Annotated in this window: 20 protein-coding genes and 1 pseudogene; 8 read left to right on the top strand and 13 right to left on the bottom strand. The window is 69.3% G+C overall.

Features of this window, described 5'->3' with window-relative positions; all coding sequences use genetic code 11:
• Positions 1–78: 78 nt before the first annotated feature.
• The 10 genes from ABZ297_RS05160 to ABZ297_RS05115 all read right to left on the bottom strand — a co-directional run bounded on the left by ABZ297_RS05160 (position 79) and on the right by ABZ297_RS05115 (position 10,487).
• Positions 79–999, bottom strand: coding sequence for a hypothetical protein (locus ABZ297_RS05160; RefSeq protein ID WP_355339631.1), 921 nt, complete (start codon positions 997–999; stop codon positions 79–81).
• A 219-nt stretch (positions 1,000–1,218) separates the two neighbouring features.
• The gene (locus tag ABZ297_RS05155; RefSeq protein WP_355339628.1) at positions 1,219–1,812 is read right to left on the bottom strand and encodes a hypothetical protein; all 594 of its coding nucleotides are present in this window, start codon (positions 1,810–1,812) and stop codon (positions 1,219–1,221) included.
• Positions 1,813–2,026: 214 nt separating this feature from the next.
• Positions 2,027–3,568 (bottom strand): aldehyde dehydrogenase (NADP(+)), encoded by a 1,542-nt coding sequence (locus tag ABZ297_RS05150; RefSeq protein WP_355339625.1) that lies wholly within the window; start codon positions 3,566–3,568, stop codon positions 2,027–2,029.
• On the bottom strand, positions 3,565–4,446 hold the full coding sequence (locus ABZ297_RS05145; RefSeq protein ID WP_355339622.1) for a fumarylacetoacetate hydrolase family protein: 882 nt from the start codon (positions 4,444–4,446) through the stop codon (positions 3,565–3,567). Before ABZ297_RS05145 ends, ABZ297_RS05150 begins: the two co-directional genes overlap by 4 nt.
• Positions 4,443–5,327 (bottom strand): SMP-30/gluconolactonase/LRE family protein, encoded by an 885-nt coding sequence (locus ABZ297_RS05140; RefSeq protein ID WP_355339619.1) that lies wholly within the window; start codon positions 5,325–5,327, stop codon positions 4,443–4,445. Before ABZ297_RS05140 ends, ABZ297_RS05145 begins: the two co-directional genes overlap by 4 nt.
• Positions 5,327–6,385, bottom strand: a complete 1,059-nt coding sequence (locus ABZ297_RS05135) for an alcohol dehydrogenase catalytic domain-containing protein (protein ID WP_355339616.1) — start codon at positions 6,383–6,385, stop codon at positions 5,327–5,329. The genes ABZ297_RS05140 and ABZ297_RS05135 overlap by 1 nt, the downstream gene beginning before the upstream one ends.
• Entirely contained in the window at positions 6,382–7,575 is a 1,194-nt protein-coding gene (locus ABZ297_RS05130) for a mandelate racemase/muconate lactonizing enzyme family protein (protein ID WP_355339613.1), read from the bottom strand. The genes ABZ297_RS05135 and ABZ297_RS05130 overlap by 4 nt, the downstream gene beginning before the upstream one ends.
• 57 nt (positions 7,576–7,632) lie before the next feature.
• Positions 7,633–8,676, bottom strand: coding sequence for a substrate-binding domain-containing protein (locus ABZ297_RS05125; protein ID WP_355339610.1), 1,044 nt, complete (start codon positions 8,674–8,676; stop codon positions 7,633–7,635).
• A gap of 24 nt (positions 8,677–8,700) precedes the next feature.
• On the bottom strand, positions 8,701–9,720 hold the full coding sequence (locus tag ABZ297_RS05120) for an ABC transporter permease (protein ID WP_355339607.1): 1,020 nt from the start codon (positions 9,718–9,720) through the stop codon (positions 8,701–8,703).
• Positions 9,717–10,487 (bottom strand): ATP-binding cassette domain-containing protein, encoded by a 771-nt coding sequence (locus ABZ297_RS05115; RefSeq protein ID WP_355339603.1) that lies wholly within the window; start codon positions 10,485–10,487, stop codon positions 9,717–9,719. The genes ABZ297_RS05120 and ABZ297_RS05115 overlap by 4 nt, the downstream gene beginning before the upstream one ends.
• A gap of 199 nt (positions 10,488–10,686) precedes the next feature.
• Here ABZ297_RS05115 and ABZ297_RS05110 point away from each other — a divergent pair, with 199 nt between their 5' ends.
• Positions 10,687–11,442, top strand: a complete 756-nt coding sequence (locus ABZ297_RS05110) for an SDR family oxidoreductase (protein WP_355339600.1) — start codon at positions 10,687–10,689, stop codon at positions 11,440–11,442.
• Between the two features lie 53 nt (positions 11,443–11,495).
• On the top strand, positions 11,496–12,263 hold the full coding sequence (locus ABZ297_RS05105; protein WP_355339597.1) for an FCD domain-containing protein: 768 nt from the start codon (positions 11,496–11,498) through the stop codon (positions 12,261–12,263).
• Positions 12,264–12,322: 59 nt separating this feature from the next.
• Here ABZ297_RS05105 and ABZ297_RS05100 read toward each other — a convergent pair whose 3' ends face one another.
• Both ABZ297_RS05100 and ABZ297_RS05095 read right to left on the bottom strand, forming a co-directional pair.
• The gene (locus ABZ297_RS05100; protein ID WP_355339594.1) at positions 12,323–14,215 is read right to left on the bottom strand and encodes a hypothetical protein; all 1,893 of its coding nucleotides are present in this window, start codon (positions 14,213–14,215) and stop codon (positions 12,323–12,325) included.
• Positions 14,200–14,952: an ABC transporter ATP-binding protein gene (locus ABZ297_RS05095; RefSeq protein ID WP_355339591.1), complete on the bottom strand. Its 753-nt coding sequence runs from the start codon at positions 14,950–14,952 to the stop codon at positions 14,200–14,202. The genes ABZ297_RS05100 and ABZ297_RS05095 overlap by 16 nt, the downstream gene beginning before the upstream one ends.
• Before the next feature lie 126 nt (positions 14,953–15,078).
• Here ABZ297_RS05095 and ABZ297_RS05090 point away from each other — a divergent pair, with 126 nt between their 5' ends.
• The 6 genes and pseudogenes from ABZ297_RS05090 (at position 15,079) to ABZ297_RS05065 (ending at position 18,574) form a co-directional block, all read left to right on the top strand.
• Positions 15,079–15,657: a TetR/AcrR family transcriptional regulator gene (locus ABZ297_RS05090; protein ID WP_355339588.1), complete on the top strand. Its 579-nt coding sequence runs from the start codon at positions 15,079–15,081 to the stop codon at positions 15,655–15,657.
• A 411-nt stretch (positions 15,658–16,068) separates the two neighbouring features.
• The gene (locus ABZ297_RS05085; RefSeq protein ID WP_355339585.1) at positions 16,069–16,299 is read left to right on the top strand and encodes a hypothetical protein; all 231 of its coding nucleotides are present in this window, start codon (positions 16,069–16,071) and stop codon (positions 16,297–16,299) included.
• 102 nt (positions 16,300–16,401) lie between these two features.
• Positions 16,402–17,061 (top strand): annotated as a pseudogene (locus tag ABZ297_RS05080) (recombinase family protein).
• A gap of 58 nt (positions 17,062–17,119) precedes the next feature.
• Entirely contained in the window at positions 17,120–17,452 is a 333-nt protein-coding gene (locus ABZ297_RS05075; RefSeq protein WP_355339582.1) for a hypothetical protein, read from the top strand.
• Positions 17,449–17,874, top strand: a complete 426-nt coding sequence (locus tag ABZ297_RS05070) for a hypothetical protein (protein WP_355339579.1) — start codon at positions 17,449–17,451, stop codon at positions 17,872–17,874. Before ABZ297_RS05075 ends, ABZ297_RS05070 begins: the two co-directional genes overlap by 4 nt.
• 562 nt (positions 17,875–18,436) lie before the next feature.
• Positions 18,437–18,574 (top strand): hypothetical protein, encoded by a 138-nt coding sequence (locus tag ABZ297_RS05065; RefSeq protein ID WP_355339576.1) that lies wholly within the window; start codon positions 18,437–18,439, stop codon positions 18,572–18,574.
• A 211-nt stretch (positions 18,575–18,785) separates the two neighbouring features.
• On the opposite strand, the gene ABZ297_RS05060 is transcribed toward ABZ297_RS05065, so the two are convergent.
• Positions 18,786–19,073, bottom strand: coding sequence for a hypothetical protein (locus ABZ297_RS05060; protein WP_355339573.1), 288 nt, complete (start codon positions 19,071–19,073; stop codon positions 18,786–18,788).
• Between the last annotated feature and the right edge of the window lie 164 nt (positions 19,074–19,237).

Here is a 19,237-nt window from a genome sequence, read left to right as displayed (position 1 = left end):
TCCCAGCGCCGAGGAGCCGTCGCCGTTCAAGCCGACTTCACGATGCCGGGGCACTCCAGTGACAGGGCCTGCCCGTGGTCAGCTCTGCCGGGCCAGTGCGCGCTCCCGCTCGCGACGGGCCTTCTCCTCGGCATGCTTGGCGGCGACCCGACGCTCCCGTTCCTGACGTCGTACAGCGGCGGCGTCCAGCAGGGCGGCGACCGTCCGCTGAGGAGTTCCCGCCGGTGCCGACGGGCCGCGGAAACGGCGCAGCAGCCCCATCCGCACCTGGGCCGCCTGGTTCTGGACCACCCGCAGGAGCAGCGCGTCCTTCTCGTCCGCCGGAAGGGCGGCGATCCAGGACGCCAGCGCGGCAGGATCGTCCTGTACGGTCTGCGTCGGCGAGCTGGCCTCGGCGGCCACCGCCAGCAGATCGGCGTCCAGGCGCAGGAAGTCCGCCAGCGCCCGCTGCGGCGCCGTGAGAGAGCCGAGCCCGCGCGGGACGGGCGGTTCGAGCTCCTCTTCGTCCTCGTGGTCGAAGGCGTCCTCGTCGCGTTCCCATGCTCCGTAGGCCGACAGCCAGGCCAGGTAGAGGGGCCGCAGATCGCCGGCGGCGAGTTCGGCGCGCACCCCGATGATCGCCGACAGGGAGCGCTCTTCCCAGTCCTCATCCTCGTCCTCGGCCTCGCTGGTCAGGTCGAGGACGACATGCTCGCCGGACTTCCAGGCGGTGACCTGCTCGCCGACGCAGTAGTGCTCGGCGACGTCCAGGCCGAGGAGGCTGCGCGGCAGGCGGAGCATGACCCGGTGCGTGCCCCAGTTGGCCAGGTACAGGTGCGCGTCGTAGTAACGCTCCATGAGCCGGACGGGGTCGCCGCGGAAATCACCCCACTCGTACTCGTTGGTGAAGCTGGTGGCGGTGATGTGGGCCCGGGTGGACAGTGCCCGCACCTGGGCCTGCTCCTCCTCGTCCAGCGGACGGTCGACCGCGAGGAACTCGTAGTACTGGTACTCGCTCACCGGCTCAGGAACTCCAATGACGTAAGGCGTCGACGGTGGCTTGTTCGACGAGCGCGTCGAGCCTGGCGCGTTCGGTCCGCGGGGGCATAGCCGCCCATGCTAGTGGCCCGTCACCGATCGCTGGACGGGTAATCGATCTGAGACGGTGAACCCGTCAGGCTGGCTGCTTCCAAGACCGCAGCTGGATCAGTTACCCGGCCAATGCTGCGTGACGGGCCACTAGCAGACGCCGGGCAACTTACATACCTTGGCGGCCATCTTCTTGGCGTCCTTGGTCAGTCGGCCGGGGTCGTAGGCTCCCTCGGAGGTCGTGTAGATCATCAGTGCGCTGCCTCGGCGCGCGACGATACCGCTGATCGTCTCGTTCACGCTGCCGTCCTGCCAGGTCTGATAGCCCATGCCCAAAGCCTCGTCTCCCGCCTTGGCCTTACTCGTCCGCCACCGGAACTTGAGTTCGGGCGCCGACGGGACGCCCTTGCGCGCGCACTGCTTGACCTCGGCGCGCAGACGGGTGAGCGCTGAATGGGCGGCACGGGGGCTCTTGTAGATGACGAGCTGTTCGGAGGAGACGCTGGGGCCGCTGGTCCAGTGCGTGATCGTGCGGGCTGCCGCCCTGTCACGGTCGACGGCGCGCCCGTGCCCGCACGGGTTCGGCTCCAACGGCGCGGTGAGTTTGTCACTGGTCTTGTAGCCCTGTTCTGATGCCTCATCGGGGTCCAGGTGCCTGCGCGCGTCGCGTTCAGTGAGCAGGAAGTTCTTCGGAATCTCGGTCACGGCCGCCGGTGACAGGGCCAGCAGCAAAGAGAGTGTCACGCTGATCATGAAGTGTTGGACGCTGGCTGGAACCGCATGGTTCGCTCGCCCTTAGCCTCTTCGACCTCGACAGGACGCTCATCGACCTGGATGCCGCCTTCCTCTGCTCGGAGGTTCATTTGGTACGGCGCGTCAAGCACGTGCCACGACGCCGTCCGCCCCGCAGGTGCGGACGGCGTCCGCGAGATAGCCGTAGGCCGGAGCCTAACGCGGCTCAGCCGGTAGGCGAGATCGCCGTCCCGGCGAGGACTCCGTCCACGCGGCGGGGAACGCCGAGGGGGTTGTCGTCGCGCAACTCGGGCGGGAGCAGCCGCTGCGGGGTGTCCTGGTAGGCGATCGGGCGCAGGAACCGCTGTACGGCGGCGGCGCCGACCGAGGTGTGCGCGGAGTCGGTCGCCGCCGGGTACGGTCCCGAATGGTTCATCGCCCAGCTCACTGCGACCCCGGTCGGATAACCGTCGCACACCACCCGCCCGGTGCGCCGGGTGACGACGTCGATCACACGACGCGGGAGATCCTCCTCCCCCTCTCCCATGTGCAGCGTCGCGGTGAGGCTTCCGGGGAGACGGTCGAGCAGGGCGAGGAGTTCCTCTTCCGTGGCGTACTCCACCAGCACGGTCACCGGGCCGAAGCACTCCTCGGTCAGCGCCTCGCTGAACATCGCGCCAGGCACCCTCAGTACGGTGGGTGTCGCCCTGCCGGCGAGGTCCCGCGGCTCGGCTCCGGCCAGGACCCGTACGCCCGGCTGCGCGGCGAGTTCCCGCACGCCTTCGGCGTACGCCGCCAGGATGTTCCTGGTGAGCAGCGTGCCGGCCGGCGCGTCGGCGCCGCGTGCGGCGAGCGCCTCCTGCAGCGCCGTCCCGTGCTCGCCGGCGGGAACGAACGCGAGTCCCGGTTTGGTGCAGAACTGGCCCATCCCGAGTGTGAAGGAGCCCAGCAGCCCTTCGGCGATCGACGCACCGCGTTCCGCGGCCGCGGCCGGGGTGACGACCAGCGGATTGACGCTGCCGAGCTCTCCGAAGAACGGGATGGGCTCCGGGCGGGCGACGGCCAGGTCGAACAGCGCCCGCCCGCCGCGCACCGAGCCGGTGAAGGCGACGGCCGCGATGTGCTGGTCGGTGACCAGCGCCACTCCGGCGGCCTGCCCGTGCACCAGGCTCACCGCGTCGGGAACCTCGGCGCGGACGGCGGCCCTGCGCAGCGCGCCGTAGGTCGCCAGCGAGGTCGCCGGGTGGGCCGGGTGGGCCTTCACCACGACGGGGCAGCCGGCCGCCAGCGCGGAGGCGGTGTCGCCGCCCGGAACACTGAAGGCGAGCGGGAAGTTGCTGGCGCCGAAAACGGCGATCGGGCCGCGCGGGACCGTCATCCGCCGCAGGTCCGGGCGCGGCGGTACGGCAGCCGGGTCGGGATGGTCGATCACGACCCCGAGGTGGCTTCCTTCGGTGACGACGTCGGCGAGGAACCTGAGCTGGGCACAGGTGCGGGCGAGCTCCCCGGTGAGCCGTGGCAGTCCCAGCGCGCTCTCCCGGTCGGCGAGCGCCAGGATCGTCTCGCCGTCCTTCTCCAACTCGGCGGCCATGTCGCGCAACAGCGCCGCCCGGCCCGCGACGCCCAGAGCGGCCAGCGCCGGTACGGCTGAGTCGGCGGCCGCGCAGCACGCCGCCACCTCGGCCGGCGTGGACTCGGCGCCGACCACCTCGACGGCCTCACCGGTGCGTGGGTCGACGGAGACGACCTCTGGGGCGGCGTGGTTCATCGCAGCGTTCCTTCCAGCGACTCCAGCATGGGCGCCAAGCCGCGGACCACGCTGTTGGTCAGGGTTCCGATCTCACCGATCTCGATCTCTACGACGTCTCCTCCGGCGAGCGTGAAGGGAAGGTTCGGCACCAGGCAGGTGCCGGTCGCCAGCACGGCGCCGTCCGGGAAGACGTCGGCGGCGAACAGATATCCGGCCAGGTCATCCAGCCGCCGGTTCAGCTGCGAGGTCTCGGCCTCACCGGACCAGGCGACGGCGCCATCGCGACGGATCGTCATGCGGATCGGCAGCGCGTAGGGGTCGGCGACCTCCCATACCGGGCGGATGGCCGGGCCGACCGCGCAGCCGCCGAGATAGATCTTGGCCTGGGGAAGGTACAGCGGGTTCTCGCCCTCGATGGTGCGTGAGCTCATGTCGTCGCACACCGTGTACCCGACGATCTCGCCGTGCGTGTTGAGCACCAGGGCCAGCTCGGGCTCGGGCACGTCGACCGTGGAGTCGGCCCGCACCGCGACCGTGCCGCCGTCGCCGACGACCCGCCAGGCGGCGGACTTGAAGAACAGCTCGGGCCGTGGCGCGTCGTACACCCGCTCGTAGACGTCCGCGGCGGCGGTGCTCTCGGCCATCCGCGCCTGGCGGGAGCGACGGTAGGTGACGCCGGCGGCCCACACCTCCATCCGGCCCTCGACCGGCGCGAGCGGCTCGGCCGGGCCGTCCGGGGGTTCGTTCATAACCCGCTCGACGAGTTCACGCAGGCCGGACAGGCTCAGGCGCAACAGCTCGGCCAGCGGCAGAGGCAGCGGATGGACCAGGCCGTCGTCCGCTCGCACCCCCGCCCGGATCTCGCCGTCTCTTGCGTAGCGCACGATATGTGTCATCGGTCAGCTCCATAGAAGGGTGTGGCGGGACGGCCGGTGGTTCCGGGGTCGACTGCGAAGATCGACCCGGCCAGCGGCTGGGCGGCCAGCTCACCGGGGGTGAGCCGGTAGGCGGCGGAGGTCACGTACAGCACGTCACCGCCGGGGCCGCCGAACGCGCAGCTGGTCACCTGGGTGACAGGGAGGCGGACGATCCGGTCCAGGACGCCGCCGGGGGTGTAGCGGCGGACCGTTCCGCCGCCCCACAGCGCCACCCACAGGCAGCCGTCGTCGTCGACCGTCATGCCGTCCGGCATCCCCTCGGCGGGGTCGACGGTCACGACCACGCGGCGCGAACCCAACTCGCCCGTCGCGGGGTCGAAGTCGTAGGCGTCGACCCGCTGGGTTCCGCTGTCGATGTGGTACATCACGGTCCCGTCGGGGCTCCACCCCAGACCGTTGGACAGCGTGACCCCGGTCAGGACGCGCACAACGCTCCGGCCGTCGTAGCGGTAGAGGGCGGCGGCGCCAGGTTCGGCCTCGTACGGCATGGTGCCCGCCCAGAGCCGCCCGGACGGGTCGCATTTGGCGTCGTTCATCCGGTTGCCCGGACGGTCGGCCTCCACCTCGGCGACCATGCGGACGTCGCCGGCGGGTGACAGCAGCGCCAGCCCGTCGCGTACCGCGAGAATCAGGCCGTCGTCGCCCGCGGGCACCGCCGCGCCGACATGCATGCCCACGTCCACGACCTGGTCCACGCCGCCGACGGGGTCGAACGTGTGGACCGCGCATCCGGTGACGTCCACCCAGACGAGCCGCCGTCGAGCCGCATCCCAGGCCGGCCCCTCCCCCACGTCCGCATTGCTCCGCAACACGAGTTCGCCGTCGAGTTCGCTGACCATCAGACCTCCTCCTGGCCGCGCGGATCGATCGCGACCTTTACGACACCCTGATCGGGTACGGCGAGCAGCGCGGGCACCTCGTCCAGCGACGCCACGCGCACCGGTACGAGGGCCGGGTCGATCACCCCGGACGCAAGCAGCCGTACTCCGGCGGTGACATCCTCGTCCCAAAGGTGCGCTGCCGTACCGACCAGGCGCTTCTCCTTGAGCACCACGTCGGCGAGCGGCACCGCGGCGTCCCGGCCGGAGAAACCGACGATCACCACGGTGCCGCGGGCGCGGCAGTGCCGGATCGCTTCCGGCAGCAGGGCGGGCAGGCCGGTGCACTCGAACACCACATCCGCCCCCCTGCCCTCGGTCAGACGGTCGATCGCGCCGGCCGTCTCCTCCGGCCGGACCGCCACCGCTCCGGCGTGGCGAGCCGCCGCCCGGCGGAAATCGGCGGTCTCGCTCGTCACGACCTGGATCCCGGCGGCCACCGCCACCCTGGTCAGCAGCAGTCCGATGGCGCCCGCGCCGAGCACCAGCGCGGTGCCGCCGGTCACGTCACCGGCCTTGCGCAGCGCGCGTACTGCGACGGCGGCGGGCTCGGCGAGCACCGCCATCCGCGGCGGAACGTGGTCGGGGACGGGAACGCAGGTGGCCGCGTCGGCGACCATGTACTCGGCCAGCCCTCCATCGAGGTTGAGGCCGCGTACCGCCTGCCGCGCGCAGACCCCCTCCTGGTGCCTGCGGCACCACCAACACGTGCCGCAGCCGAGCACGACGTCGGGGATGACCCGGGTGCCGACGGGCAGCCGGCTCGCGTCGGTTCCCGGACCGTGCCCGGCGACGACGCCGACCACCTCGTGTCCGAGTGCCAACGGCGCCCGGGTGCCGGTCAGCGGGTGGGGCCTGTCCACGTCGATGGCGAGCGGCCCCTCCCGGTACTCCTCCACGTCGGTGCCGCAGATTCCGCACAGCTCGACGCGGACCAGCACCTCCCCGGCCGCCGGAACGGGGTCGGGCACCTCCTCCACGCGCACGTCCCGGCGCGCGTGCCAGCGGGCCGCTCTCACAGCCGGGACACCCGCCGTTCCACGTCGTCCCGCTCGGCGACCCCGTCGCGCAGGGTGACCCCGTGTCCGGGAGCCCTGCCCGGCCGCACCTGCCCGTCCTGGATCTCCGGCAGGCCGGTGACCAGCTCGTCGTACCAGGTACGCAGGAACGCCCTGACCGTCTCCTGGATGAGCCCGTTCGGCTGGCTGCACGCGAAGTGCACGCAGCTCGCCAGGGTGGCCGGGCCTGTGCAGTCGTGCGGGGCGACGGGCACGCCGTAGGCGTCGGCCAGCGAGGCGACCTTGCGCGCCTCGGTCAGCCCGCCGGTCCACTGGACGTCCAGGGTCAGGATGTCGACGCCGCCGGAGTCGAGCAGCGGCTTGAAGCCGCGCCGTCCCACGCAGGTCTCTCCCGTGGCGATCGGCACGCCGTCGACCCTGGCCAGTTTGCCGAACGCGTCGGCCGCGTCCGAGCGCAGCGGGTCCTCCACCCAGTACGGCCGGTACGGCGCGAGCGCCGAGATGATCTTTTCGGCGGCGGGCCTGTTCCACAGGCCGTGCAGCTCGATCATCAGTTTCATGTCCAGGCCGACCTCGTCGCGGACCGCGGCGACCGTCGAGAGAGCCTGGTCCAGCTCGGCCCGGGAGATGTCGGTGCCGCCGGACCGCTCGGCGGCGGTGTCGAAGGGCCAGATCTTCATGCCTCGGATGCCCTCGTCCCACAACTCGCGGGCCAGCCGCGCGGGCTCGTTGAGGAAGGCGTGCAGGTCCTCGTAGCGCTCGGCGGTGCTCACCCCCCAGTTGCTGGACTCCTGCCGGGTGGACGAGCCGACGTAACCGGGTCCGGCGCACGTGTTGTAGATGCCGATCGCGTCACGTACGGCTCCGCCGAGCAGGTTGACCAGCGGCAGCCCCGAGGCGTGCCCCAGCAGATCCCACAGGGCGATGTCGATCGCACCGTTGCCGCGCGTCTCGGCCCCCGCTCCCTGAAATCCGACGTAGGTGGCCAGCGCTCGCGCGGCCCGCTCCGGCGTGGGATCGGTCATCCCGAGCAGGACGGGAGCGGCGCTTTCGTGCAGGTAGGCCTCCACCGTACGGGCGCCGAAGAACGCCTCGCCCAGGCCGACCAGTCCCGCATCGGTGTGCAGGCGGACGAACAGCAGGTTGGGCTGGATGGCCGGACGGATTGTCTCAAGAGCAGTGATCTTCATCCAGATCTTCCGAAAGTTGCTGAACTGCGGGGGACACGGGACGCGCGGGCGTATGGGTCAGGCGAAGCGGGCCTCACGCGCGGCGACCGCGTCGATGTTGGCGGCGTTGACGACCTCCGCGCCGGTGTCGTACGTCCTGGCCGGGTAGCCGGGGTCGAACTCCTCGGCGAGCAGGGCCGCGGCGATCCAGCCCTGCGCGTACGGGTTCTGCCCCAGGGAGAAGTCGATCGACTTGTCCTTGATGCCGTCCAGGACCGGCTGGATCAGGTCGAAGCCTCCGACGGCGAACTTGCCAACGAGGTTCTTGCTCTTCGCCCAGGTGGACACGTACTGGTGGTCGAAGGCCGCCATCGCCCAGCCGACGATCTTGTCCTTCTTCGAGGCGTACTTGGCGTCGATGGCGGCGACGGCCTTGGACTCATCGGTGCTGGTGATGAGGACCTCGGTGGTGAAGGAGGTGCCGTTCTCCTTGTTGTACGCCTCGACCCCCTGCTTGATCCCCTGGATACGCTGCTCGAGGGCGGTGCTGCCGGGCCCGAAGTTGCCACACACGATGACGCCGTCGGACTTGCCGGTGCGCTCCTTGGCGCTCCTGGCGATCTCACGGCCGCATGCGTCGCCCGCGTTGACGAAGTTCTGGCCGACGAAGCCGACGCCGAGCTTCTCGTAGCCGTCGCTGGCCACGTTGGACAAGATCACCTTCACTCCGGAGGAGGTCGCCTGCTTGATGTTGGCGTCGAAGGAGGTCTCGTCGATCCGGGTGAAGATCACACCGTCGGGCTTGGCGCTCAGCGCACTCGCCTGGAGCTCGACGGTCTTCTGGGCGTCCTGCGCGGGCGGGCCGATGAACTGGGTCTGCCACCCCATGATCGCGCCGAAGTCCTCGAAGCCGCGCTGCACCGGGGCGAAGAAGGGGTTCTTGTCGTGCACGACGAAGATCACCTTCTTGCCCTTCTGCGGACCGTCGGCGGCGCGGCCACCGGACGAGGCGGCGGCGGACGGCTCCTTCTCGCTGCTGCACCCGGCAGCCAGGACGCCGGCGGTGGCCAGGGAGCCGGTGAGCAGCATGCCCCTGCGCGACATCGGGCTGTTCGTTGCCATGTTCTCTCCTGTTTGGATGGGGGGTCAGGCGTTCAGGCCGTGTGCCGAACGCCTGGCGACGAGGTGGTTGAGCATGACGGCCCCCAGGATCAGCAGGCCGGTGGCGACCTGCTGCCAGTTGCCGTCCACGCCGAAGAGGACGAGCGCGTTGGTGATCACACCGGTGATCACCGCGCCGAGGAAGGTGCCGAGGACGCTGCCCGTACCGCCGGCCAGACCGGCGCCGCCCACGACGACCGCGGCGATGACGCCGAGCTCGAAGCCGTTGCCGGTGAGGGGGTTGGCGCTGCCCAGCCAGCCGACCAGGATGACCGAGGCCAGGCCGGCCAACCCTCCGGTGAGGGCGAAGCACATGACCTTGACGCGGTCGCTGGCGATGCCCGCCCCGGCGGCGGCGGACGGGTTGCCGCCCACGCTGTAGACGTCGTAGCCGAACTTGGTCCTGGCCATGACGAAGGCTCCGATGGCGACCACGGCGGCCATCCACAGCGTCTGCGCGGCGAGGTTGGGCAGCGGGCTGCCCGCGAACAGATCGGTGAACGCCTCGTTGCGCGAGCCGCGGATCGGCACGCCGTCGGACAGCAGCAGCGCGGCGCCGCGCAGTGCCGCCAGCGCGGCCAGGGTGACCACGAACGAGGGAATCTTGAACCGGGTGGTGATCAGACCGTTGATCACACCGATCGCCACACCGGTGAGGATGGCCAGCGGGGCCGCGGCCCCGACGGGCACGCCCACCTTCGTCACCAGCCAGGCCAGCTCCACCGCGAGGAATCCGTGCAGCGACCCCACCGACAGGTCAATCTCGCCGACGACGATCAGGAAGGTCATGCCGGTGGCGACGATGCCGAGGATGGCGATCTGCTGGGCGACGGACAGCAGGTTGTCGGCGGCGAGGAAGCCCTCGGCTCCCACGGCGCAGACCAGGAAGATCACCACGGTGGCGGCCAGCACGCCGAACTCCCTGGCGCCGAGCAGCCTGCGGACCAGGCTTCCCCCGGAGTCGTCCACCCGGTAGGCGTTCGCGATCTGCTGCTGGATGGTCATGCGAGTTCTCCGGAGGTGTGAGGGGCGCCGTCGTGAGCAGCCGCGGGCGCGTTGCCGAGGATGAGTCCGACAACCTCGGCCGCCGTGGTGGTCGCGACATCGCGTATGCCCGACACCAGGCCGCCGCGCATCACCACGACCCGGTCGGCGACCTCCAGGACGTGGTCGACGTTGTGCGAGACGACGACGACGGCCTTGCCCCGTTCCCGCAGGTCACGGATGAGCGAGAGCACGTTCTGCTGCTGCTCGGGTCCGAGCGCCGCGGTCGGCTCGTCCAGCAGTACGAGCTCACCGCCCTGGTGCACGGCTCTGGCGATGGCGATGCACTGGCGCTGCCCTCCGGACAGCCCGGCCACGGGCATCCGTACCGACGGGATGCGGATGCGCAGGGTGGTGAGCACCTCTCGCGCCTCGGTCCGCATCCTGCGGGTGTCGACCAGGCCGAACCTGCGCGGCTCCTGCCCGAGGAAGACGTTGGCGGCGACGCTACGCTGGTCGACCAGGCCGAGGTTCTGGTAGACGACCGCGATGCCGCAGGCCGCGGCGTCACGGGGGCTGCGGAAGACCTGCGGACGGCCGGCCATCCGGATCTCTCCCTCGTCGGGCCGGTACGCACCGCAGATCACCTTCATCAGCGTCGACTTACCGGCGCCGTTGTCGCCCATGAGGCCGACCACCTCGCCGGGTTCGACGCTGAAGTCGACGCCGCGCAGGGCCTCGACCCCGCCGAAGCGTTTGCGTACGCCAACGGCCTCGAACAGTGGCATGCTCTCTCCCTTCCGAACCCGCGGGTTGGCTTGACTGGTAAGACCGGTTATGCCATGCGAGATTTGTCTCTCGAAGGGCGATTCGTCAACCCTTTCGCGCATCTCGAATCGGCAACGGCCGATCGGGTCGCGGCGGCGAGGCCCACGCAGTAAGGTGTCACTGGTCTTACCGGCCTAACCACATCTGAGGGGGGTCTCCATGCCGGACCTGGGGGGAAGAAACGCACTGGTCACAGGCGGTGCTGGCGACATCGGCGCCGCCATGGCCGCCGAGCTGACCCGCCGGGGCGCCCATGTCACGCTGCTCGACGTCAAGTCCCCGGACGAGGCGCAGGAGTGGATCACCACGGCCTCCGCGTACGGCGAGGTGGGCTACGTGCGAGCCGACGTACGGGACCGGCCGGCTCTGGACACGGCGCTGGAGCGACTCGGCAAGCTGGACATCGCGATCGCCAACGCGGGGATCGTCGAATCCGCCCCCTTCCTGGAGATCACCGCCGAGCAGTGGGAGCGCCACCTGGACATCAACCTCACCGGCACCTTCCACACCGCCCAAGCCGCCGCCCGGCGCATGGTCACCCAAGGCGGCGGGGGCCGCATCGTCCTGACGGGATCCTGGGTGGGCACGGTTCCATGGCCGGAGATCGCGGCCTACAGCGCGTCCAAGGCGGGGGTGGCGATGCTGGCCCGTTCGATGGCCAAGGAGCTGGCACCGCACGGCATCCTGGTCAACGCCCTCGCACCCGGGATCGTAGCTGCGGGCCTGGCCAAGTGGCAGTTCGAGAACGAGCCGGCCTACGCCGCGCGGGCGAGCACGGCGATCCCCCTTGGGGCGCCGCAGACCGCGCAGCAGGTGGCCAAGGCGGCGGCGTTCCTGTGTTCGCCGGACTCCGACTACATCACCGGCACAACGCTGCTGGCCGACGGTGGCTGTTCACTGTTCAACCAGGAATGATCGGATTTCACCGGAGGGTGTCGGTCCTCGATCTTGAAGGTAGCGTGGCAGGGATGATGGCAAGCGAAGACGCCTCCGCGCGCGACAGGCGCCCCCCAACCAAGGAGGCCGTGGCCAGACGGCTCGAGCTGGAACTCCTGTCCGGGCAGCACCCGGCCGGATCGAAGCTGGAGTCGGAACGGGTGCTCTCCCAGCGGTTCGGCGTGAGCCGCCCGATGATCAGGGAGGTGCTCCGGGGGCTGGAGCAGCAGGGCATCATCGAGGTCGTCCCGGGCCGGGGCAGCTTCGTCCGCGACGTGCGGATCACCGACGCGGTCCGCCCGCTCGACGCGCTTTACCGGCAGCGCAAGCCGACCTCACGTGACGTGATCAGCGCCCGGATGATGCTTGAGCGCGAGACCGCCGCACTCGCCGCCCAGCACGCGACCCCCGAGGACCTGCGTGTCATCGAGGAGATGCTGCTGCGCTTCGATGAGGCTCGCGACCTGGTCTCCCGAGCCCGAGCCGACGTCGCCTTCCACGCCGCCGTCGCGGCGGCGTCGCGCAACCCGGTGATCGAGGCCATGTTCGGCTCGATCGCCACGCTCACCTTCGAGCTCATGCTCCGCAGCCTGGGCGACCCTTCGGTCTCCCGCGAGGGCGTGCCGTACCACCAGGAGATCCTCGACGCGATCAAGGCCCGCGACCCGGAGGCCGCGAGCGACGCCATGGCCGCTCACCTTGAGGTGGCCCTGCGTACCTACGGCGACGACCTCGACCGGAGCCTCGACCTGGTCGCCCAGCGAAAGATCGAGCAGCTCATGGACCTGTCCGAGGACTGACCCCGGCATCCCACGCTCGCCTCCCTGTCCGGTACCGAGCGATTGACCTGGCCTTCTAGCTAGACGCCGACGCGGCGTGATTTGACCAGATAGTAGAGGCCCGTCGCCAGGCCGGTGGTCAGCAGGACGAGCCCTATGCCGATCATGGCGATGATCGTCGCCCAGCGCAGACCTTCCGGCAGGTGCAATGCCAGGAACCATGAGCGATTGGCCTCTCCTGTGGCGAGCATGATCGCGGGGACGACCCCTTGGGCGACTAGTGGCACCCAGCACAGGGTCAAGCTGGCGACGACGTAGGCCCGTCGTCCGGTGGGGGCAAGGTCAAGACCGAGCCGTTGCAGGCCCAAGTCGGGCCTGGGCAGGCCGACGTCGTGGTTGTGGTGCCTAGCGGGGACGGGCTGCAGGTTCCTGTGTGCGGGCCGGGCGCCGGAGCGGAAGTAGTGGAGGAGTTCGGGGGCGGTGCTGTGGAGTCTGGCGATGGCGATTCGGCCCAGCAGCCACGCCAGCGCCGTGCCACTGATCACGCCTGCCACCGGCCCCGCCCAGGTGGGGCCGAGCCGTACGGCGAAGAAGGCCGGAGTGGCGGTGGCTGCGGTCAGGACCAGCATCAGCAGGACCTGGGTGAAGTCGGTGCCGTTGTCCAGCAGGTTGCCGCTCCTGCGATGTGGGTCGGCCAGCGGGACAGGGCGCAGCACTGACACCAGCACGCTTACGCCCGCGCCGCCGCCCAGCACTGCGGGGACGAGCGCGGCCAGCCATGGCCACTGCTCGTACTGGCCGGAGACGAAGACCAGGCCGATCGTGAGGATCACGGTGGGCGGCGCGGTGACCAGGAGCCAGCCGACCTGGCGGCCGCGCACGTCGTGCCCGATCGCGCCGGAAATCATGATCTTGCCCCACAGTTCGGTGCCATCGTCGCTGTAGAGGTTGGCGCAGATCGCGGACATCCACAGTGCGAACAACAGCCCGGTCCATGGCAGGAAGAGCGATGCGCCGACGGCCAGCGGCAGCATGCAGAACACCAGCGCATAGCCCATTGCGAAGCAGACCAGGTGGAAGCGGTGCAGGTCGCGAGTGTAGGTGCGCAGTTCCCTGGCGGCGACCGCGGTGACCGGGCCACGCGCCCACCGATCGGCGGCGACCTTGGCGGGGCGTCCATGTGCGCGGCGGGTGGTCAGCCGTCGCCGCATCAGGACGGCCCAGCCGTACAGGCACCCGGTCCCGAGCAGCGCCAGAGCGGCCAGAGCGGCGAGCGCGACGGGCCACTCAGCGCGCCCGGCTGCCTCGACGGCGGCCAGACCCCATCCTGACGGCAGGATGCGCATCCCCGTGGCCAGCCCGCTGGGGAATCCCGTGTTCAGGGTCGCGCTCACCAGGGGCGACAGCACCCAGCCCGAATGGAGGGCGGCCAGGGTGGCCGCGCTGATGAACGCCGCCAGTGCGGCACCTAGCCGCGAGCGCATGACCTGGCCGAAGACGGCGGTGACCAGCCGGGAGGCCAGCACGCTGAAGATTAGCTGAAGCGGGACTGAGAGCACACCGACGATGATCGCGCCCGGGCCGAGTCCGGCGGAGACAGCCCCGACCACGAGCCCGGTGAAGGCCACCAGAGTCACCACCGGGGTGACACCGACGAAGGCTGCCGCGGTCAGGCCGGCCGTCAGCGCGCGCGGGGTCAGCCCGTAGTGGGCGAAGTGCTCGGGGCGCAGGGTCTCATCCCCGCCGCCGAACAGGGCCGGCCCCAGCAGCCATCCTGCCGTCCAGACGGCCAGCGCGGCGCCGAGCAGGTCGAAGCGCAGCGACGCGAGCGGGTAGTCGCGGCTGGCGAGTAGGAGTACGGCGGCCGCGAGAGCCAGGCCGACCAGACCACCGACGATCATCTGGGCGGCGCGTTGGCTGGTCATGGAGTTGCGCTGGACGGCCAGCTTCATCCGGATCAGGATGCCAACCATGCCAGCTCCTCCACCTGAGGCAGCGGGCCACCGACCAGGCTCACGAACCGTTGCTCCAGGCTCAGTCCGGCGCGGACCCCCGTCAAGGACCCGGCAGCCGCGACCCGGCCGGAATTGATCACGGCTACGTGGTCACACAGGTCTTCCACCAGCGCCATCACATGACTGGACAACACCACGGTCCCGCCGCCGCCGACGAACCATTTCAAGATCTCCCTAATGGTCGCCGCGGAGACAGGGTCGACCGCTTCCAGCGGCTCATCCAGCACCAGCAGCTTGGGGGCGTGCAGCAAGGCGGAGGCCAGGCCGATCTTCTTGCGCATGCCTGTGGAGTACTCCATTACCAGGGTGCGCTCGGCTGCCTGCAGGCCCAGGGTCTCCAGCAGTTGCCCGGCGCGATCCTCGACGTCGGCGCGGTCCATGCCGCGCAGCAGACCGGTGAAGCGCAGCAGCTCGCGCCCGGTTAGCCGCTCGGGCATGGCCAGCCCGTCGGGCAGCACGCCGATCAGCGTCTTGGCGCGGACGGGGTCTGTCCACACGTCGATGCCGAAGATCTCGGCCCGGCCGGCATCCGGACGCAGCAGACCTACCGCCATCGACAGCGTGGTGGTCTTGCCCGCTCCGTTGGGCCCGACCAGGCCGAAGAACGATCCGCTCGGCACCTCAAGCTCGATGTGATCGACGACGCGGTTGCCGCCGAGCGTCTTGACCAGGCCGTCGAGCCGAAGCCCCGGCACTGTGGTTGGCGATCTCACGGGACACCCCTCATGTCTGTACGGCACGTGCCGTATCGAAAGTTGAGCATGGCAACACAGAATCCGAATTGTCAATACGGCACGTGCCGTACCGCTATCGTGGGTGACATGACCGACAAGCGCAGCCGGCGTGCCGCCGACAGAACCGAGGCCATCATGCGGACCACGCTGGAGCTGGGCCAGGAGATCGGCTACGCCAAACTCAGCATCGAAGCGGTCGCGGCCCGCGCCGGCGCCGGCAAGCACACGATCTACCGCCGTTGGCCGTCCAAGGGAGCCCTGTTCCTCGACTCGCTGCTGTCGTTGAACGAGCCCAGCTTGGACTACCCCGACACCGGCGATATCGTCGCCGACCTACGCAAGCAGATCCACGCGGCCGTCGACCTGCTGAGCACACCGCCCTTGGGCCCCCTGTACCAGGCCCTGGTTAGGGAGGCCCAGCACGATCCCCAGGTCGCCGCCGAGCTCAACGAGCGCTTCATCACCCCGCAGGCGGAAAGGACCGTCGCCCGGCTCAAGGCGGCCCGCGACCAGGGCCAGCTGTCGCCCGACTTCGATCTGGACCTGGCGATGGCGATCCTGTCCGGTCCGCTGTACTTCCAGTTCCTGATCACTCAGGAACCACTGACCCGCGACTATGTCGACCGGGTTCTCGACGCCCTCTTCAATGGGATGAGGCCACGGTAGTTGTCCGTTCTCGCTGAAGTCAGCCCAGGGTCATGCCTGGTGCGCTCGGTCGGCAGTGCCGGACTGAGCGGGCGGTGGTCGATGGGACGGTGTCGTTATTCGCCCGTCACCCGGTGGCCCTGCTTGAAGCCATGAGGCTTGGCCCTTCACTCTTCCAGCTCGGTCGCGTCCGAGATGCGGTGTAAAAGTCTTCTGTGCCCTGTTGTGACGCCCGGCGGGACGTGAAAATTGAGTAGCTGCTCGCCGACGTCGGGTTCTCTTTGGTGCCTGGTTGAGGCCGCGTAAAAGTCTGACGCTGGGAGCTGGCCAGGGGCCCCGCATTGTGCTTCGAGCACGAGAGTCCGATTCTGTTCCGCCCCACAGCTCCCGCGAGCAGCTGTTCAGATATACCGAGCGACACAGGCGGTGGTCATGGAAGAGGTCAGCGAGGAGCCGGTGGACCTGGTCGAGCGGATCTGCGCGATCGACATCGGCAAGACCACGGTAGTGGCCTGCGCGCGCGTCCCGCACGAGGTCAAGCCCGGCAGGCGAGTGCAGGAAGTGCGCGAATTCAGCACACTGACTTCATCGCTGATGGAACTGTCCGACTGGCTGCGCTGCCAGCAGGTGCGCAAGGTAGCGATGGAGTCCACTTCCACGTAATGGAAGCCGGTCTACTACCTGCTGGAGGCCGAAGGGTTCGACTGCGAACTGTTCAACGCCAGACATGTCAAGAACGTCCCGAGCCGCCCCAAGACCGACAAACTGGCCGCCGACGACCTCCTTGGCGCCGAACCCACAGTCCTCACCGGAGCGCTCGTCGGCTACGCCCGGGTCTCCACCCGCGATCAGCGCCTCGACCGACAGACCCGCGCGCTCGAAGCCGCCGGCTGCATCCGCATCTTCGCCGACAAGCTGAGCGGCAAGAACACCGACCGCGAAGAGCTCACCAAGGCCCTGGACTACCTACGGCCCGGCGACACCCTCGTCGTCCCCTCGCTCGACCGGCTCGCCCGCTCCCTGGCTGACCTCGTCACGATCGTCGCCGAGCTGCGCCGCCGCGGCGTTGGCTTCCGGTCCCTGTAGGAAGCCCTCGACACCACCACCCCCGGCGGCCGCCTCGTCTTCCACGTCTTCGCCGCCCTGGCCGAGTTCATCCGCGAGCTGATCGTCGAGGGCACCTACGAGGGCCTGGCCGCCGCCAAGGCTCGCGGCGTGCGACTCGGCCGCCCACCCGCGATGACCCCCGAGCAGGTCCGGCACGCCCGTGCCTTGCTCACCCAGCCCGATGCCACCGTGTCCTCAATTGCCCGGCTGCTGAACGTCAGCCGCTCCACGATCTACAAGTATGTGCCCGAACTCGCCACGGGCCGCCCTGCCGTCGAACAGCCGGCAGTGCGAGCCGAGCTGGAGACTGGCGGCTGATTCCCCAGGTCAGCGCCTACTTGGCGGCTGATGGCGCGTTGGTTGACGGCACCCCGTGTTGCTCGTCGAGATCTCGGTGAACGTGTCCACCCCGGCGGGCGGCGAGCGGGTCGACGCCGTGGTGTCCTGGGGGATCAAGCACGGGCTCCACCGGGTTGCCGCGCTCGACAGTGCCCTCGACGTCGCGGCGGGCTGGCGGGTGGAGTTGCCCGGCGGGACCGTGCTACGGGTCGACGGCCCGGGCGGCATGCTGTTCGACGGCGCGGTGACGCTCGCCCCCGGGTGGCGGCAGGCCGTCACCTTTGCACATTTGAGCGATCTGACCTCCTCTGTAAGTTCTCTGTGCGATCATCATCAATCGCAGTTCTGTAGGGAGAAAGGAGAGCTGTGACTGCCTTGTCGGCATTTTCCGAGGATGAGGTGAATCAGCTGCTGCATGCACCGAGGCAGGTGATGTGGGCGGCGCTGCAGGCCGAGAGCGATGGCATCATCGGGTTCGCCAAGGAGATCTATGCGGGCGGCAAGGCATTAGAGGACTCCAAGCAGCACAGCAGCGAGCTGATCAGGACGCTTGTGTCCCGCGACCCGGTGGGTGAGGCGGCCGGTTCGACGCCGGAGGAGGCCATCGCGGACGCGCTCGACAAGGTTCCGGGGGCCATCGCCCTGCTTCGCTCCAAGGTAACCGAGGAAGACGTGCACGCCTATGGACAGTGGCTGATCGAGATCGCCGTCAAGGTGTCCGAAGGCGCCAAGGGGATCTCCGGGGCTGAGCAGAAGTTCATCGACCAGCTCACCGCGGCGATCAAGGGCTGACTGCTCGTAGAGTCGCCTTTGACGGCGTGCATCTGCGAGCAGCAGAACCAGAACTACCGCAGCCGCGAGCGCTGTTCGAAGGGGAAACCGAAGACCATTCATCCTCGGTTGCTTTTCTTCGTTGAGCCTGGCAACCCGAACCGACCGCGTTCTTTGAGAATGCCGGTCGATTCGGGCGCTCGCTCGGAGGTCACCTCCTCCGCCAAGATGCGCCACCACCGCTGCAGGGCTTCGGCGTTGTGGATATTTTGTCCGGTTCTCTGGCCACGTGATGCCGAGAACAGCGACGGGCGGACCCGTACTTTATGTGAGTGGATCCGGAGATGGTGAAGGGGAGGCCCTGATCGGAAGGTAGCAGTCCGACGACGGGCGACTGGAGCCGTGCCGGACGGGTGTCGGGGTGGTCTGCCGGTCAGGCTCGCGGATCCACGGAGCGGTCTACGTTTCGCGACGGTGTGGTTACTGGTGTAGAAGTGCTGTGGCTGGTCGCTTGGGGAGGGGACCGCCGCGCACGGGCATCTAGCTAGTAAGAGACAAGGACGGGAAGACCGTAGGGGCCTACGTGCTCGCATGGCACCAGGACGGCTCCAAGATGCTCTCCATCAGAATCAACCAGGGCGCCCCGGGCCGTGATCATCAGGCGGACGCCATCGAGTTCGCCAGGCAACTCAAGCCGCTCCTCCTCACCCCAGCGCCGTGATCCAAGACCTGCAGCCCACGGCATACAGCTTGACGATCATCTCGACCGGGCTACTTCAGACGATCGGCCGTGCGATGTCGAAAGCGTCGACAAGTGCACAGCTCAGTGATGTTCAGACTCCGCCCTCGGCCAGATCGCCCAGCCCACTGATCTCCCGCCTGTCGTCCCCACCGTCCTGACCGGCCGTGCCGTAAGCGACGGCTCTCACAGATCATCGGGCCTCGCCACGGAGGAGACGCCGCCACAGCTCCATCGCCGCGGCGCTGACCAGCCAGCCGGACTCGTGGACCGTGACCCCTCCGGAGTCCCGCAGCGTGCGCCGTATGAAGAGCTGACCACCCGCCTGGCACAGCTCGAACAGTACGGAGTCGCACTCGCATGTGTGCTCCCGAACCCTGACCCTGTTGCACCGCGACACCGGCACACCCCAGTCGACCTCGACGTGCCCTGGCTGCGGCGGAGCGAAGTGAACACCGTGGAACTCACCGAAAGTCCCCATGCTGTCCTCCGAGCATTCGCCGATTTCCGTCAACTGCAAGTAGAAGGTCGGCCGAGATTGCGGTCACGGTGACATGGCAGGACAGGCACGGACACGCCCCCTCGCGTGTCGCATTCACGGGGTCCCTCTGGAGGGATCCAGATGCCGAAAGGCAGGCCAATCCC

It is taken from the genome of Nonomuraea sp. NPDC005983 (assembly GCF_040614375.1).
Classification (GTDB): Bacteria; Actinomycetota; Actinomycetes; order Streptosporangiales; family Streptosporangiaceae; genus Nonomuraea.
Note: the sequence above shows the minus strand (reverse complement) of the source record. Positions and strands in the feature narration are given on the sequence as shown.